The 16,720-nt window shown below is 54.4% G+C and carries 14 protein-coding genes; 8 read left to right on the top strand and 6 right to left on the bottom strand.

The features are described 5' to 3' along the window. The first annotated feature begins 17 nt into the window (after positions 1–17). From MWU64_RS07145 to MWU64_RS07120, 6 genes are all read left to right on the top strand, one after another. Positions 18–1,055 (top strand): NADP(H)-dependent aldo-keto reductase, encoded by a 1,038-nt coding sequence (locus MWU64_RS07145; RefSeq protein ID WP_247062948.1) that lies wholly within the window; start codon positions 18–20, stop codon positions 1,053–1,055. 236 nt (positions 1,056–1,291) lie between these two features. Then, positions 1,292–1,645, top strand: coding sequence for a hypothetical protein (locus MWU64_RS07140; protein ID WP_247062942.1), 354 nt, complete (start codon positions 1,292–1,294; stop codon positions 1,643–1,645). Between the two features lie 151 nt (positions 1,646–1,796). Then, entirely contained in the window at positions 1,797–4,007 is a 2,211-nt protein-coding gene (locus MWU64_RS07135; RefSeq protein ID WP_247063232.1) for an acetyl-CoA hydrolase/transferase C-terminal domain-containing protein, read from the top strand. After that, positions 4,007–4,483, top strand: a complete 477-nt coding sequence (locus MWU64_RS07130) for a peptidylprolyl isomerase (protein WP_247062940.1) — start codon at positions 4,007–4,009, stop codon at positions 4,481–4,483. Before MWU64_RS07135 ends, MWU64_RS07130 begins: the two co-directional genes overlap by 1 nt. A gap of 173 nt (positions 4,484–4,656) precedes the next feature. Further along, complete coding sequence (locus MWU64_RS07125) at positions 4,657–5,391, top strand: response regulator (RefSeq protein WP_247062938.1); 735 nt, start codon at positions 4,657–4,659, stop codon at positions 5,389–5,391. A 55-nt stretch (positions 5,392–5,446) separates the two neighbouring features. After that, positions 5,447–7,018 (top strand): ATP-binding protein, encoded by a 1,572-nt coding sequence (locus MWU64_RS07120; protein ID WP_247062936.1) that lies wholly within the window; start codon positions 5,447–5,449, stop codon positions 7,016–7,018. 203 nt (positions 7,019–7,221) lie between these two features. Here MWU64_RS07120 and MWU64_RS07115 read toward each other — a convergent pair whose 3' ends face one another. After that, entirely contained in the window at positions 7,222–8,295 is a 1,074-nt protein-coding gene (locus MWU64_RS07115; protein WP_247062934.1) for an ABC transporter ATP-binding protein, read from the bottom strand. A 3-nt stretch (positions 8,296–8,298) separates the two neighbouring features. Next, positions 8,299–9,213, bottom strand: a complete 915-nt coding sequence (argF, locus tag MWU64_RS07110; RefSeq protein ID WP_247062932.1) for an ornithine carbamoyltransferase — start codon at positions 9,211–9,213, stop codon at positions 8,299–8,301. Between the two features lie 210 nt (positions 9,214–9,423). Here argF and grxD point away from each other — a divergent pair, with 210 nt between their 5' ends. After that, complete coding sequence (grxD, locus tag MWU64_RS07105) at positions 9,424–9,750, top strand: Grx4 family monothiol glutaredoxin (RefSeq protein WP_247062930.1); 327 nt, start codon at positions 9,424–9,426, stop codon at positions 9,748–9,750. A 1-nt stretch (position 9,751) separates the two neighbouring features. Here the strand turns inward: grxD and MWU64_RS07100 are convergent, their stop codons facing one another. The 4 genes from MWU64_RS07100 to ccsA all read right to left on the bottom strand — a co-directional run bounded on the left by MWU64_RS07100 (position 9,752) and on the right by ccsA (position 15,062). Then, positions 9,752–10,504 (bottom strand): energy transducer TonB, encoded by a 753-nt coding sequence (locus MWU64_RS07100; protein ID WP_247062928.1) that lies wholly within the window; start codon positions 10,502–10,504, stop codon positions 9,752–9,754. 6 nt (positions 10,505–10,510) lie between these two features. After that, positions 10,511–12,718, bottom strand: coding sequence for a DUF1631 domain-containing protein (locus MWU64_RS07095; RefSeq protein ID WP_247062920.1), 2,208 nt, complete (start codon positions 12,716–12,718; stop codon positions 10,511–10,513). A gap of 159 nt (positions 12,719–12,877) precedes the next feature. Further along, positions 12,878–14,176 carry an HlyC/CorC family transporter gene (locus MWU64_RS07090; RefSeq protein ID WP_247062918.1) on the bottom strand — a complete coding sequence of 433 codons (1,299 nt, stop codon included), beginning with the start codon at positions 14,174–14,176 and terminating at the stop codon, positions 12,878–12,880. A gap of 88 nt (positions 14,177–14,264) precedes the next feature. Continuing rightward, positions 14,265–15,062 (bottom strand): cytochrome c biogenesis protein CcsA, encoded by a 798-nt coding sequence (gene ccsA / locus MWU64_RS07085; protein ID WP_247062917.1) that lies wholly within the window; start codon positions 15,060–15,062, stop codon positions 14,265–14,267. A 160-nt stretch (positions 15,063–15,222) separates the two neighbouring features. Between ccsA and ffh the strand changes: the two genes are divergently transcribed. Further along, positions 15,223–16,611 (top strand): signal recognition particle protein, encoded by a 1,389-nt coding sequence (ffh, locus tag MWU64_RS07080; protein ID WP_247062916.1) that lies wholly within the window; start codon positions 15,223–15,225, stop codon positions 16,609–16,611. Positions 16,612–16,720: the final 109 nt, after the last annotated feature.

Below are 16,720 nucleotides of genomic sequence, written 5' to 3'. Positions count from 1 at the left end.
GCCGCTAAGGAGCTTTTATGCAAATGCGAAAACTTGGACAGACGGACATCGATGTCAGTCTGATTTGCCTCGGCACCATGACCTGGGGGGAACAGAACACTGAGCAGGAAGCATTTGAACAGCTTGATTATGCGGTAGACGCCGGCATTAACTTTATCGATACGGCTGAAATGTATCCGGTGCCTCCCAAGGCCGAGACACAGGGGCTGACAGAGCAGTATTTGGGCAATTGGCTTGCTCGCAGAGGCCGCCGGGATGATCTGGTGATCGCCTCTAAGGTGGTCGGCCCCGGCCCAAGTCTTGGTTATATGCGCGGTGGTCCACGAATGACTCGGGCGCAAATCCGCGAGGCGTGTGAGGGCAGTCTGAAACGATTGCAAACCGATTACATAGACTTGTATCAGGTGCATTGGCCAGATCGCAACGCGAACTTCTTTGGCAAGCTCGGATACCAGCACGACCCGAACGAGGAGATGACGCCTATCGAGGAGACACTGGGGGCGCTGAATGAGTTGGTGCAAGAGGGCAAAGTGCGCCACGTCGGGCTGTCAAACGAGACGCCTTGGGGCGTGATGGAATACCTGAGATACGCGCGTGAGAACGACTGGCCCCGTGCGGTTTCCATTCAGAACCCGTATAGCTTGTTGAATCGTTCTTTTGAAGCGGGGCTTGCCGAGTTTGCCCACCGGGAAGGCACCGGATTACTGGCCTATTCGCCCTTGGCTTTTGGCATGCTTACCGGAAAGTATCTCGGGGGCAAGTGGCCGGAAAAGGCGCGCCTGACCCTATACGACCGTTTTTCCCGATATACCGGCGAGCACGCAGCTGATGCAACCCGCGCTTATGCCGAATTGGCGCATCAGCATGGCTTGTCGCCTGCCCAAATGGCGCTCGCTTGGGTAAACAGTCGTGATTTTGTCACGAGCAACATTATTGGCGCGACGAAAATGGATCAGCTGAAAGAAAACATCGGGTCGGCCGAAATCAACCTGAGCGCAGATATTGTTTCAGCCATTGAAGAGATACACAGCGAATTCACTTACCCTTGCCCGTAAATAGCAATTACCTCAGTAGGTTAATGTTGGTGAGGCTCCCCGGTTTCGGTTGATGAGAAGCCGGGGTGTTACAAACCGTAAAATAAACCGCCCATTTGTTGACAAAAAAATGACCAATTTGGGTCGGCATGCTGACGCATTTGTGTGCAATTTCACACTATTATCAAGTAGAATGTTTAGACTTTAGTGCATAGGCAACTGCATTTATTTTGAAGTTCTGAGGCACACCATTCGTCATGATCATTCGTATCTTCCTTGTCCTGTTGGCTTTGAATTGCGCAGCGTTCGTCGCTCGCGCTGAAGCCTCAGAACCGGCCCGGTCTGAGCCATTGTTTTCGGACCGCATGCTGGCGGAGCGAGAAGAAGCCATGTCCGCTGAAGACATCTATGAACTTCAGGAGTGGATGTCCGGCGATGAGCAGGACGATCACGACGACGCGTTGGCCGCGATTGGCTCAAGATTATTGAGCTGGAGTTTTAACCGTGACCAAACCTCCCGAAAAACCTACGCGTCTGACCCGGCCCGACCGGATCACGGTATCGCTTTGCTAAACGAAGGGGCCTGCCTTAATCTTCGCTGGATGTTCTGACACCCACCCCGCATTGCTGTAAATCCGAACCCCTCTTTCGAAAACCTTGATGCCCTAATCTTGCCACGACTCGTGATCTGCCTCATTGTCAGGTTCAGGCTAGCGTGTGATTATCAAAGTCACGGCTCATTCCGGAATGATGAGGGTTACGATGACAGGGCAGAATACAGTCTATTTAAAGGATGCAGAGGCCTGCGTTGACCAAGTAATAGCGCGGGTTGGAAAAGATATCACTTTGGGCTTGCCGCTGGGGTTGGGCAAGCCGATACGGTTTGCCAACGCTTTGTATCAGCGGGCGAAAGAAGACCCGGAAATCCGCCTGCACATTGTTACCGCACTCTCATTGTTGGCTCCCAAAGGCAGCTCGTCGCTGGAGCGGCGCTTTATGGAGCCGTTTGCCAAGCGTCTCTATGGTTCGGTGCCGGAACTGGCCTACGCCCGGGATGTGGTAAACAACCAATTACCCGATAACGTGAAGGTTTCGGAGTTCTTTTTTAAAGCGGGCAGCTACCTGAAGAATGCCAGCCAGCAGCGGAACTATATCTGCACCAATTATACTCATGCGGTGCGGGATCTGATGGCTCAGGGTGTCAACGTGGTTGGTCAGCTGATGGCACCGGGAGAACCTCATGGGCAGCCCGGCAAAATGAGTTTCAGCTGCAACCCGGATCTTTCCCTCGATATTTTACCTTTGTTGCGTCAGCGGGAGGCTGAAGGTGTGCCGGTCGCCATGGTGGCGGAGCAAAACCCGCAGTTGCCCTGGTTTGGTCGTGATTCCGTTGTTGAGGACCGTCAGTTCGATGTCATCCTTTCGGCCGCCGACACCAATTATCCGTTGTTTTCTGCTCCGCAGATGGCGGTCGGTCCGGCCGATCACATGATCGGTTTTTACGCCAGCTGCCTGCTCAAGGATGGCGGCACACTGCAAGTGGGCATTGGTTCGTTGGGTGTGGCTTTGGTTCACAGTGCCATCGCCCGGCATAAACACAACGATGTCTGGAAATCCGTTTACCGGCATGCCCGCGTGGATGAGCGTTTTCCGGTTGTCCGTGAATATGGCGGCACCGAGCCGTTTGAGGTGGGCTTGTACGGCTGTAGTGAAATGATGGTCGATGGGTTTTTGTACCTGCTCCAGGAAGGGATTCTTAAGCGCGAAGTGTTTCACCACGGGGGGCTTCAGCGTCTCATTAACGAGGCTAAAATTTCAGAGGAACCTACCCTTGAAATGCTGGATGTATTGCGTGCCGAAGGCTTGATTGATTCGCTCTTACGAAACCGGGATCTGAAGTGGTTGATCGATCATGGCATTGTCAGGAGTTCCGTGGAGCTGAAGGGCGGGCGTATACGGCTGGATAACGACACATCGGTTGCTGCGGATTTGGATAACCCGGAAACCCGGGATCGATTGCAGGCCCTTGGGCTGGGCGCGAGGCTCACGGGTGGTGTCGTGATGCACGGGGGCTTCTTCGTGGGGCCGGAAAAGTTTTATCAGGAACTGAGAAACTTACCGGACGAGCAGCGTGAAAAGATTTGCATGACCAGCGTGAGTTTTATCAACCACTTATACGATCATGCCTACGGTGATCAGAAAATGAAGGCGGCACAGCGTGTCTATGGCCGGTTTATCAATACCGCGATGATGTATACCTTGAACGGCGCGGCGGTGTCAGACGGGTTGGCTGATGGCCGGGTGGTCAGTGGGGTTGGTGGTCAGTACAATTTTGTCTCCATGGCCCACGAGCTGCCCGGTGCTCGCTCCATCATTGCGCTTCGGGCTTCTCGGGTTTCAGGAGGGGAGACGGTTTCGAACATTGTTTTCAACTACCCACACTGCACCATCCCACGACACCTTCGGGACATCGTGATCACAGAATACGGCATAGCCGATATACGTGGAAAATCCGATGAGGACGTGTTCCTGAGCTTGATCCGGATCGCAGATTCCCGCTTTCAGGATTCCCTGCTGAAACAAGCCAAGAAAGCCGGCAAAGTACCGGCGGCGTTTAAGTTGCCAAAGGAGTGGGCCAACAATACTCCGCAGCAAGTGCGCGACACACTGGCTGCGGCAGGGGAGGGGGACTGGTTCCCCGCGTTCCCGTTTGGGCGGGATTTCACCGATGAAGAATTGACGTTGGGGAAAGCCCTTAAGTCGCTTAAGGCCGCAACAGCAACGCCCCGTGGTAAACTCAGCACCCTTTGGCAGGCTGTACGCGTTGATGACGATGGTCGTTACGCTTCGATGATTGACCGTATGGGGTTATCCAATCCGCAAAGCTTTCGTGAAAAGCTCGACCGAAAGCTGGTCATTCACGGCCTCCAGCAACTTGAATCTCCGAACCAAACAGGAAGTGTAAAAAGCTAATGCAAGCAGATTCGCAGCAAACCAGACCGGAAGTTTACACGGTTCATTACATTCTGAAGAACCGAATTGGCGAGTTGGTGGATACCTCTGAAGGCAGTGAGCCGCTGCACTTTTTAATGGGCAGTCCGGATGTGATCGAAGGCATTCAGGCTGCTGTAAAAGGCCGTTCGCCCGGCGATTGTCTGGAAGTGACCGTGCCGCCGGAAATGGCCTACGGAGAGCATCGTGAAGATCTTATTCGAACGGTACCACGGTCACTGTTCGAAGGTGTCGAAAAGCTCGATGTCGGGATGAAGTTTCAGACCAATTCCGGGGATCAGGCACAGATTGTCCAGGTCGTCAGTATTGACGGGAATCTGGTGAAAGTAGATGCCAACCACCCGTTGGCTGGATTTACGCTATATTTTGATTTGGAAATTGTTGGTCGTCGAGAAGCGACCGAGGATGAAATTACACAAGGACGTCCGTTGTTCTGACGATCGTCGCGCGGGTAACCCGCAGTCTGTGACATTCAGAATTGGATCTTTGTCACAGGCTGTAATGATTTGTTGTGGCCTGTACCCTAATGGGTGCTGTGTATAATTGCTGTAACAGTTGGTTGCCTGTATTGTTGGGCGTATAACCTTAAAATCAAAGATAATAATCAGAGATGGACGGCGTGGAACATACAAACGAGAGTTGGCGAATCCTGATTGTAGAAGACGATGAACGGCTGGCGGATCTTACCCGCGAGTATCTGGAGAGCAATGGACTGACCGTCTCTTTGGAAACTCATGGCGGCGCGGCGGTTGAGCGGATTCGCAAAGAGCAGCCGGATCTGGTGGTGCTTGATCTCATGTTGCCAGGCGAAGACGGCTTGTCGATTTGTCGGCGGGTTCGCCCCGACTATTCCGGGCCGATCATTATGCTGACTGCGCGAACCGATGATCTGGATCAGGTGCTGGGTCTGGAAATGGGGGCGGATGACTATATTGGCAAGCCGGTTCAGCCTCGTGTGTTGCTTGCGCGGATTCGTGCCATGCTGCGCCGGGCCGAAACAAATCCGGCCGCAAGCCAGGAAGCCGTTGAAGAAGAGCCGATACGCCTTCAGTTTAACGACCTGATTGTTGATCGCTCCATGCGTGAAGCCTGGTTGAACGACGACAGCATTGATCTGACCAGTGCCGAGTTTGACCTGCTTTGGCTGCTTGCCAGCAACGCGGGGCGGGTTCTGAGCCGCGAAGAGATCTTTACCGCGCTTCGAGGCATAGAATACGACGGCCAAGACCGTTCAATCGATGTACGGGTTTCGCGCATTCGGCCTAAGATTGGCGATGATCCTATTCATCCGAGACGTATTAAAACCGTTCGGAGCAAAGGATACCTCTTCGTAAAAGAAGCCTGACCGTCCTTTTGGCGTGATGCTGGCTAGGCATCACGCCGATCACCGGGTTGCGCCCATGTCGCTGAAATTCCTCCTCAAAGCCTACGCACAGGTTGTTGCTGTTGCTGCCCTGGTGGCATTGGTGTGCGTTGTCCTGTTTAACGGTTTGAACAATGTACGTGCTCATGCGTGGCATGAGCGCTCCCTGCAGCCTCTGATGGAATGGCTGGCGTCTGTTCCGTCCCCTTCTGAACAGTACCACTGGATGCCCACCTTGTTTGGCCTGAAGGTAGGCGATCAACGAACGTTTCAGTTGCCCCCGGTTGTCCGTGAACGCTTGAGTTATGGACAGGTGGTGGCGGAGCCTTCCGGTGAAGGTTTTGTGTTTTATGTGGCCTCAGAGTCAGGCGGTTTGATCCGTTTGAATCTGGAACAGCCGTATCGGGACCTTGCCCGTGCAACAGCGCTGATCGTACGCTGGCACCTGGACGCAGCACCGTTAGAGGCCCGGGCGGAAACCTCGGATTTCCTGGCGCAAACGCTGGGCGTGCAGATTAACCCACTGCAGAAGCAAGCGGATTTACCGGAGCAAACCGTGCTGGATCGTTTGAGTTCGTCAGGGTTGGCCCTGTTGCGCAGGGATGATGGCGGCTTGGCGGGCGTGGTTCGCCTGTCAGAAGGTGACTTGGTCGCGGTGAATATGCCGGACGCGTTCAATCCTTGGGGGTGGCCGATTGTTACCCTGCTGCTCCTGTTGGTGGGAGCCGTGCTGGCGCTGGGCTTGTTTCTGGCGCTGCGGTTCGTGGATCGACACCTGCGCAAAGTGGAGTCGGTGGCGCTCCGCATCGCCCGTGGTGAGATGGGGGCCCGGGTGGAGTCACAAGACGGCACTCTGGTGGCCCGGCTCGGCTCGGCGTTCAACGGCATGGCGGAGCACATTCAGCGCTTGGTTCAGGTGCAGCGGGAGATGATCCATGCTGTGTCGCACGAGCTTCGAACGCCAGTGGCCCGGATTCGTTTTGGTGTCCAGATGATTGAATCGGCCAGTTCGCCGGAAGCACTGCAGAAGCAGATGGACGGGATCGATGGCGACATTCAAGAGTTGGATGAATTGATTGATGAAATACTCACCTATGCCCGACTAGAGCAGGGTGGCCCGGTGTTTACCTTGCGAGATGACTCGGTAACCGACATTGTGGAGCAGGTTGTAACCGAGCAACGCATGATTCGTGAGGGTGTCGAAATCGAATGTCGTATTGAAGACGGAGACGGTCGCTGGTCCCGGTCTGACGTTGAACCCCGGTATATTCATCGCGCGGTGCAGAATCTGGTCGGGAATGCGGCCCGTTATGCCGAAGGGCGGGTGCTGGTGGTGTGTCACCTGGACGACGAGAACGGCCGTATCGACGTCGAGGATGATGGTCAGGGCATTCCGGAGTCTGACTGGGAAAAGGTGTTTACGGCGTTTGCCCGGCTGGACGACAGCCGAACAAGAACGTCAGGCGGTTACGGATTGGGTCTGTCGATTGTGCGGCGTATTTTGTATTGGCACGGCGGGCAGGCTTTTGTTGGCAGAAGCGAGCAGCTTGGTGGTGCTAAATTCAGCTTGGTATGGCCGAGGCGGAAGCTGGAATCGTCTGTTTTGTGACGTGCTTCTCGCGCCCTCACGGGATGTAACAAACCACTACAGAACCGCTACTGAACGTGGCCACGGATTGATTGATACTTCGTTGCGTAAGGGATGACTTTAGAGGTTGTAGTTCTTACGAACTTTCCTTGTTTCATTCGTCATTTTGGGGCTGGTTTTTACCAGCCCTTTTTTTTGCCTGCAATAAAGTGCGCCCGTGTGCCTTAGGTTGTTCGCTCAAACGCGATCAGGTGGTCAGCCTCAACACGCACCGGAACCTGCTCGCCCAAGTTGAAGTCCAGATGGCTTCTGAACAAGGCTTCAAACTCGGTGTCCTCAGAGCAGCGAAAGCGGTAAAGCGTTGAGGTGCCCGCGAAGGTCTTCTCTACCACCTTGGGTCTGAGGTCGGAGTTCTCATCGTGCACGATGTCGTCTGGACGAATCAGGATGTCCACCAGTGTGCCTTCTTTCCAGTTATAGGCCCGGTTGCCGTGGATGACACCAAGTTCGGATTCGATGGTGTCCGGGCCGAGCACTTTGCCCGGAATAAATCCACCCTGGCCAACAAAGCTGGCTACGAAGCGATTTGCGGGCTCATGGTACAGGTTGAAGGGCACATCCCATTGCTGAATGTGGCCGTCACGGAGAACCGCCACCTGGTCGCACATGGCAAAGGCTTCTTGCTGGTCGTGAGTGACGAGAATCGCGCTGATGCCGAGCGTTTTCAGAATCTCGCGCACGTCGAGGCTCAGCCGCCGGCGAAGATCCGTGTCGAGGTTGGAGAAAGGTTCGTCCAGCAGGATCAGCGTGGGTTCGGGTGCCAGTGCACGGGCCAGTGCAACACGCTGTTGCTGGCCTCCGGATAGCTCGTGGGGGAAATTGTCGGCGAGATCCTGCAGGTGCACCAGTTTGAGCAGTTCGGCAACTTTTTGCTGGCGCTCATTTTTGCTCAAGGATTTCAGACCAAAGCCAACGTTGTCGGCGATGCTAAGGTGAGGGAACAGGGCGTAGTCCTGAAACACCATGCCGATTTTGCGCTTTTCCGGTGGTACCGACCGGCCAGGTTGGCTGATGGCTTGGGATTGCAGGCTGATTTCACCCTGACTGATGGGCAGAAAACCCGCGAGCGCACGCAGTATGGTGCTTTTACCGCAGCCGCTGGGGCCAAGAAGGCAGCCGATATCACCGTGACTTAACGCAAAGTTGATGTCTTTGACGACGGCTTCGCCGCCATACCCGACAGACAGGTTGTTGACGTTCAGAAGCCAGTCATTTGGCTGCACCTTGGGTTCTGCCATGGATCAATCCAAGCGGTTGAGGATAAGAAATTCAAGCAGGGCTTTCTGAGCGTGCAGGCGGTTTTCCGCTTCGTGCCAAACCACCGAGCTTGAATGCTCCATCATGTCGGCGGAAATTTCTTCGCCGCGGTGTGCTGGCAAGCAATGCATGAATAATGCGTCCTTGTCGGCCAGCGACATCAGCCCGGGGTTGATCTGATAGCTCCGGAACGCTTCCTCACGGGCTTTTTGCTCGTCTTCCTGGCCCATGGATGCCCAAACATCCGTGACCAGCAGATTGGAGCCGCGAGCGGCTTCTTGTGGATCCCGGAAGATAGTTACACGGTCTTTGTGGGCATCAAGAAGTGCCTGGTCGGGCTCGTAGCCGTCCGGGCACGCCACGTTCAAATGGAAATTGAATTTTTCGGCTGCATTGATATACGAGTGGCACATGTTGTTGCCGTCGCCAACCCAGGTAACGGTGGCGCCCTGAATGCTGCCTCGATGCTCACGGTAGGTCTGCATATCGGCCAGCAGCTGACAGGGGTGGAAGTCGTCGGTCAGTGCATTGATCACCGGCTTGCTCGAAGCCGATGCAAAGGTTTGTACGGTTTGGTGCGCAAAGGTGCGGATCATCACCGCATCAACCATGCTGGAAATGACAATGGCAGAATCTTCGATGGGTTCGCCGCGCCCGAGCTGGGTGTCTCGGGGGGAAAGGAACATGGCAGTGCCGCCCAGTTGGGTCATGCCTGCTTCGAAGGAGACTCTCGTGCGGGTTGATGACTTTTCGAAAATCATGGCCAGCACGCGGTTCTTCAGGGAGTCCCTGACTTTGCCTTCACGCCATTCCTTGCGGAGCCGTGAAGCATGGTCCAGCAATTGTTCCAGCTCGCTGGTTGTCATGTCGTTGAGTGTCAGAAAATGTCTTACTGCCATGAATGGCCCCTGTTTCAAGGAAACTGCGCTAAGGTTTGCGTTTTGAAAAGGGAATCAAGTCTAGCCCTTCATTCCCGTTAAAACAACGCTCGTGAACACGGGTTTGTTCTGCGTCAAAGCCAGCGGTTTGGTGCGGCCTTGGTCGGCGGTGTACAATGCTAAAATATGCCGGCAGACGGCAATCAAGATTTCAACCAGAGGTATGCGTTCATGGATATCAATGAAACCATCAAAAGCCAGTTAGAAGAGAATCCGGTTATTTTGTACATGAAGGGCACACCGCAAGCCCCTCAGTGTGGCTTTTCTGCCCGCACGGTTCAGGCGTTGATGGCGTGTGGCGAGCGTTTCGCTTTCGTGAACATCCTCGATAACCAGGAGCTTCGCGAAGCGCTGAAGGTTTACTCTAGCTGGCCGACTTTTCCTCAGCTGTATATCGGCGGTGAATTGGTTGGCGGTTGTGACATCGTGCTGGAAATGTCAGAGAACGGCGAGCTTGCGACTGCCGTTAAAGAAGCCGTGAAGTCTGCAGAAGCCTGATTCATTGTGACTGGCGCTTTGGCGTGAACACCAGTTTCACGTCAAAGCGGTCGGATTTCTCACCCTCTGGTTTCGGGTATGGGCTGGCGGACAGAGCCGCTCGATAGGCCGCCCGGTCAATCGCACCGACACCCGTTGATTCTTTTACTCGCGCTCGAGTGAGTGCGCCATTTGCCAAGATTCTCAGCTCAAGCGTCATCTCTTTGGGTGTGTCCAGTTGCGACACCGCCGGCACCTTCAGTTTTTCCAGTTCCTTCGCCAAGTGCACAGCGAGCGTGATCAGATAGGGGTCGTGTTCCGCTGGTGATTTGGTGATCCTCCGAATCGCCTCCTCACTGTCTTGTTGCAGGGTGTGCGTTGCCGCAGATTGCCCGGCAGCCAGCTCTGTTTGCGCAGTGGTGGGCTGCTGGCGTGTTTCTTGGTGCTGAGGCGAGCGGGTTGGTTCGGGGGCTTGGACGGTTTCCGGAATTTTGGTTGTGTTTGTGCTTGTCGCGGGGCGTTGAGGCTCAACACTGAATTCCGAATGCCGGAGAGCTTCTTGTGAGGCGGGGGCAGGGGCGGATTGTTTGCTAGGCTGAGAGCCTGACGTATTTAGGGTGAATACAAGCCGGTGACGGAGTTCGGGAGCATCTCGCAGCGGGGATGGTATCCCGGCAAACAGCAGGATGTGTGACATTAACGCGAGCGATAGTGCCAAGCCGATCCGGTAAGAGGCCGGAACGGACTTGGCTAGGCCAGAATCAGGCTGCAGCATAGGGCGTTAGGCGGTTTTTGCGCGCAAGCTACCCACAACAGCGTTAAGAGCCCGGTCGATCAAAGCGCCTTGCTCCAACATGGTCAGGCGGCCGCGGCGCAGCTCGTGCGCCAGCTCAACCCGTGTTTTTTCGATAACTTTCAGGCCCATGCGGTTCACAAACACGAAACAATCGGCTTCTTCGATAATGGCAGAGAGTTTGCAGCGGAAGCTTGCGCCATTGACCAGGCGAAACTCGACCCAATTTCCGATTTCCAGCTGATCGATTTTGGTGATGAACTCGGAAACCGCCGCGTCTTCGAGCTCTTGCTGTCTCTGGATAGCGGTTTGGGTTTCGGGCGACGCAGAATCTTCCTCTGGGGAAGGCTCGTCTTTGCGGGCTTCAATGGTTGCGTTGGTTCGAAACGCTTCGGCCAGCTGATGTTTTAGCTGAGCCATCATATCGTCGAGTTTGGTGGCGTTGTATGAGACTTCTTCCAGGCCGCTTCTGAGGGTTCTCAGTAGTCTGGGTACCACACGAACCCATTGGTCACGTTCTTCGTCTTCCTCGTGAGGATGCAGGCACCAGATCAGGTCGTCAACGACCTTTACGGTTTCCTGCCAGCGATGTTCGGCATCGTCACGAAGGTAGGCCAGGAACATGACCCGGCTCCAGCCATTGGTGAGTATCTCGTGAATGGACTCTGGCAGCTTATAGCGTGACAGTTTTTCTTTGAGAAGCTTATCAACGGCTTCCTGGGCTTTCTGTGATTTGATACGACCGCGTTCCGATTCGCGGGTGCGCTGTTCAACCAGATTGGATTTACGGTTCTCCCGCTCCAGGAATTGTTCAAAATCGGTGTTCAGAGTTTCAAACAGCGTTACGTCTCCGTCGAATTCATTCAGGATTTGCTGAACCACGTTGTGAATCTGCCCATAAAGCTTGTCTCGGGCCTTTTCGTCACTGCTGCTCCAGCCAATGCCCGCTTTCGCCAGCGAGTTCAAAAGCTTGCGTGCCGGATGATTGGATTTGCTGAAGAAGTTCTTATCTTTAATCACAACTTTCAGGATCGGGATCTGAAGCCGGCTGATCAGAACCTGCACCGGTGCAGACAGGTTGTAATCGTCGAGAATAAATTCAAACAGCATCGACACCAGGTTGATCAGGTCTTCGTCGACTTCGTTCAGTGCCGGTTTACGGCCGTCGGGAGCTTGAGTCTGGGCGAGCAGTTGTTGAACCACCTCTCGCAAATCAACCGTCACCGGCTCTCCGGAGCTCAGATCACCGAAATCTTGCTCGGCAGGGCGGCTCGGGATTGAGCTGAGAAGGTTGGCCAGTTCGCGGCCTCCGATAACATGCAGTGCCGGATCGGAACTGCGCGGCATGGTGCCCGAGCTGTGCCGTTGTTGGCTGAGCATCTGGCGGATTTGTTCGAACATCGCGCTGTCTTCGCGATCAACTTCGGCACCGCCGACCGTTGCTGCTGTATCAGTTTGCGCGGGATCTCCGCTGACTGGCTTCGCTTTTGACCCGTGACTTTTGCCTTGATAGCGGAAGTTGGGAATGATCCCCGCCTGGATCAGGATTCGATTGGCCTCATCCAGCAACATACCGAGATTCGATACCACGTATCGGTCGAACTGCTTCAGAAGAATCAGGCGCTCGCGAATCTGGATATCTAAGGCCTGAATCGCTTCGGTAAAGGCGCTGCACAGATGCTCCGGGGCCATGGGGTTGACCGGATGATCATCGCTGCCTGATGGGTACACCTGTGTAAAACGAGCCTGCAGCTGAAGCAGTGCCCCTTGGAAGTGGGTTTTCGCTTTGCTGATCATGGCGTTCAGTGCGACCTGTTCTTCCAGGTCGTCATTGCCCAAGAGAGTCAGGTTGGAGGTATCTGATGGCGCCTGGGTGTCTTGGTCTTGTTGCGCGCCGGCATGGGGTGGTGTGGTAAAAAGTTGAGACACCGCGCTTTGAAAATGGCGCTCTACACCTTTGCGCTTTATACGGATTTCCCGCATCGCTTCGAAGTAACGGTTTTGTTCGTTGTTGCTTCTGGCGTTGTTGGCGAGCTCAAAAAGAGAGTCGTCCACGGCATCAAACGCCCCTTGCAGCAGATCTCCCAATCCGGCAACAACGGTATTGCGTATGCGAGTCACCTCAGACGGCACAGAATCGCTGCTGGCAGCCTCTCTGTGCTCGCGAAGGTAATGTATACCGGACTGCTTGTTCATGGCCAACTCCTGTCTACGCCTTAACCGGATACATGACCGAGCTATTTCCACGTTATCGTTTTTTGTTAAATTTAGCGCACTTTTTGCACAAAGAACACAAATAAACCGAAAGCTGGGATCTGGATCAATATTCTGGATCAGGTACTTGCTGTTTCGCTTTTACTCGATTTGTTGCGCGGGTCGCGCCCGGGGCCGCTTGCCGGCTCGTTTCGGGTGCACAATCGCCGCTTTGACAACATTATCTTTAATTTGGAGTACTTCTACCCGGTGCCCTTCGATCTTGAGGCACACGTTGGTGTCGGGAATGTTTTCCAGCCGTTCGGTAATAAGCCCATTGAGCGTTTTGGGCCCGTCTGTTGAAAGCTCCCAGTCCAGAGTTTTGTTGATGGTTCTCACCGAGGTGCCGCCATCAATAATATAGGTGCCATCGTCCTGCGGGATGATGTCGGGCGAGGTTGATGCGTAGTCCGTGGTGAACTCACCGACGATTTCTTCGAGTATGTCCTCAAGCGTGGCTAACCCGAGCACTTCTCCGTATTCGTCAACCACCATCCCGAATCGACGTTTGACGCTCTGGAAATTGAGTAACTGAGTGTTAAGTGGCGTGCTTTCGGGAATAAAATAGGGTTCCTGACAGAGCTGCCGTACCATGTCTTTAGTGATGTCGTGTTCGTGCAGCAGTTTGGCAACGCTGCGTAGGTGCAAGATGCCCTGAATGTTGTTGATGTCGCCTTCGTACACTGGCAGCCGTGTGTGCTGGCTATTGCGCAAGTGTCGGATGATGTCGTCTGTATCGTCTTCCAGGTCGATGCCGACGACATCGTTGCGCGGAACCATGATGTCGGTAACGGTTACTTTCTCCAGGTCGAGGATGCCCACCAGCATGTCTTTGTGCTTGGCGGGAATCAGTGCCCCGGCTTCATTAACCACGGTGCGCAATTCTTCCCGGCTGAGGTGGTCTTCGTTCGCTTGAGCTGACGAAATGCCGATCAGGCGCAAAATGCCAGTGGTAAACAGGTTGACCGACCAAACCAGCGGGTAAAGAAGTTTTAGGAGCGGTGCCAATACATGGCTGGCCGGAAACGCGATTTTCTCTGGAAATAAAGCTGCGAGCGTCTTTGGTGTCACTTCCGCAAAAATAAGAATGACCACGGTCAGCAAAATAGTGGCAATGGCAATGCCGGCATCGCCCCATATGCGAATGGCGATAACGGTGGCGATAGACGAGGCGAGGATGTTGACGAAATTGTTGCCAATCAGAATAACGCCGATCAGCTGGTCGGTCCGGTTCAGCAGTCTCTGGGCACGTTTGGCGCCTTTGTGGCCGGTATTCGCCATATGTTTAAGGCGATAACGGTTCAGTGACATCATCCCGGTTTCGGAGCTTGAGAAGAAGGCAGAGAGGATGATTAGGCCGACAAGGAGGATAAACAGCGCGGTCAGCGATGTCTCGTTCAAGAGGGAAACCCTTCTATGGATGACAAGTTGCGAAAATAAGGTGTCAAAGCCTGTACTGTCAAGCGTAGCCGCAGAGAGCAGCTAAGCCTTAGCGGAACAGGAGTTCGAGTACGAATTTACTGCCGTAAAAGGCGATCATGAGAAGCGCGCAGCCGGCCAGCGTCCACCGGCTTGCGGTAAGTCCGCGCCAGCCTTTGGTGTAGCGGCCAACCAGCAGGCTGGCAAACACCAAAAGTGACAGGAGGGAGAAAACGGTTTTGTGGGCCAGATCTTGGGCAAACAGGTCTTCAATGAAAACCGCCCCGGTGATGATCGCCAGAACCAGCAACACTACGCCCGCCCAGACCATCTCGAAGAGCAGGGACTCCATTGTCTGTAGTGGCGGAAGGTTGCGAATCAGTCGGCTGTTGTAATTGTGTTTTAGTTGCCGGTTTTGCACGTAAAGCAGCACGGCCTGGATGGCAGCCAGTGTAAACAGGCTATAGGCCGTGACCGATAAGGCAATGTGCGAAAGCATTCCGTAGCTTTGTTCTGACACTAGCCGGGATTCGGTGTGGACAACAAGTGCCATGACAATGGTGCCGGCGGCTATGGGGTAAGCGCCGAGAAACAGGCTGCCGACCGGTTTGGTCAGATTCAAACCCAGTAGCAGAAATACGATGAGCCAGGAGATCAAGACTGAGCTTTTGAAAAAGCTCAGGTCGAAGCCGCCATCCAGGTACACGGTTTGGGCGATGAGTAAGCCATGCCCGGTCAGGGCGAGGATGCCGATGAGCGTTGTAATGGCAAGGCTGGTTTCGACTTTGCCCCTGAAGTGGAGTGCTTGCAGGGCAGTTCCAACGCTGTACAAGAAAAGTGCGGTAACCGCGATAATCAGCGTTCCCATGACGTCCTTTATATGCTGGTCTAAGGGTTAAAGCGGCCTCGGAGTTGTTCTGAGGCTCCCAAGTCTGGGTATAATGTCGCGATTATGCAACAGGAATCAAGCGGCCCGGGCCGGCTTCTTGATTTGTGTGGACAATTTCTCCGGGGTACGGAAGAGCAACATGTTTGAGAATCTCCAGGACCGGCTATCCGGCAGCTTGCGCAAGATCTCTGGTCAGGCGCGCCTCACCGACGACAACATTAAGGATACGCTGCGCGAAGTTCGCATGGCGCTACTTGAGGCCGATGTGGCGTTGCCGGTGGTCAAAGACTTTGTCGAGGGTGTGCGCAAGCGCGCGATCGGCCAGGAAGTGCAGCGAAGCCTGACTCCGGGCCAGGTGTTCGTTAAAGTTGTTCAGCAAGAACTCGAGCGGGTCATGGGTGAGGGGAGTGAATCCCTCAATCTGTCCACGCGTCCGCCTGCGGTCATTATGATGGCTGGTCTTCAGGGCGCGGGTAAAACCACCACTGTGGCGAAGTTGTCGCGCTTCCTTAAAGAGCGCGAGAAAAAATCGGTGATGGTTGTCAGTGCGGACGTGTATCGTCCTGCGGCTATCCAGCAGCTGGAAACGCTTGCCAGCGAAGTCGGCGTTGAATTCTTCCCGAGTAGTGCAGACCAGGATCCGGTCGAGATTGCGAACGGTGCAATTGATGCGGCGCGCCGTAAGCACGTGGATGTGGTCATTCTTGATACCGCCGGTCGTTTGCATATCGATGAGCAGATGATGGGCGAGATTGGTCGCCTGCACGCGGCCGTCGAGCCTATCGAAACGCTGTTCGTGGTTGACTCGATGACCGGCCAGGATGCGGCCAATACCGCGAAAGCGTTCAACGATGCTTTGCCGTTGACGGGTGTCGTGCTTACCAAAACCGACGGTGATGCCCGCGGTGGTGCGGCGCTTTCGGTTCGCCATATTACCGGCAAGCCGATCAAGTTCCTGGGCGTTGGCGAGAAAACAGACGCTCTTGAGCCGTTTCATCCGGAGCGGGTGGCTTCGCGAATTCTCGGCATGGGTGACGTGTTGTCGCTTATTGAAGAGGCCGAGCGCAAGCTGGATAAGAAGAAAGCCGAAAAGCTGACCAAGAAGATCAAAAAAGGTAAGGGTTTTGATCTGGAAGATTTCCGGGACCAGCTTCAGCAAATGAAGAACATGGGTGGAATCGGTGGCTTGCTCGACAAACTGCCGGGCATGGGCCAAATGGCTCAGATGGCCCAGCAGCAGGTTAACGATAAGTCGGTAGGGCAGATGGAGGCGATCATTTGCTCGATGACCCCTAAGGAGCGTCGTTATCCGGATGTCATCAATAACTCCCGTAAGCGCCGCATTGCTGCGGGCTCCGGCACCCAGATTCAGGATGTAAACCGTCTGCTTAAACAGCACAAGCAGATGGCGAAGATGATGAAAAAGTTTGGCAAGAAAGGCGGAATGGCCAACATGATGCGCGGTCTAGGTGGTATGATGCCACCTGGCGGCGGTGGTGGCGGAATGCCTCCGTTCGGTCGTATGTAAAAAGCCTTACATATAAAATGGGGAAACCGAGCGTTTCCCTATTTTCATTGGCGCTTTTTTCGCATAGAATAGCGCCCCTTTCGAGTATGGGTCTTCTCGTCGGCTGCTA

Source organism: Marinobacter sp. S0848L (assembly GCF_023016065.1).
In the GTDB taxonomy this organism is placed as follows: Bacteria; Pseudomonadota; Gammaproteobacteria; order Pseudomonadales; family Oleiphilaceae; genus Marinobacter.
This window is presented reverse-complemented; position numbering and strand designations above follow the sequence as displayed.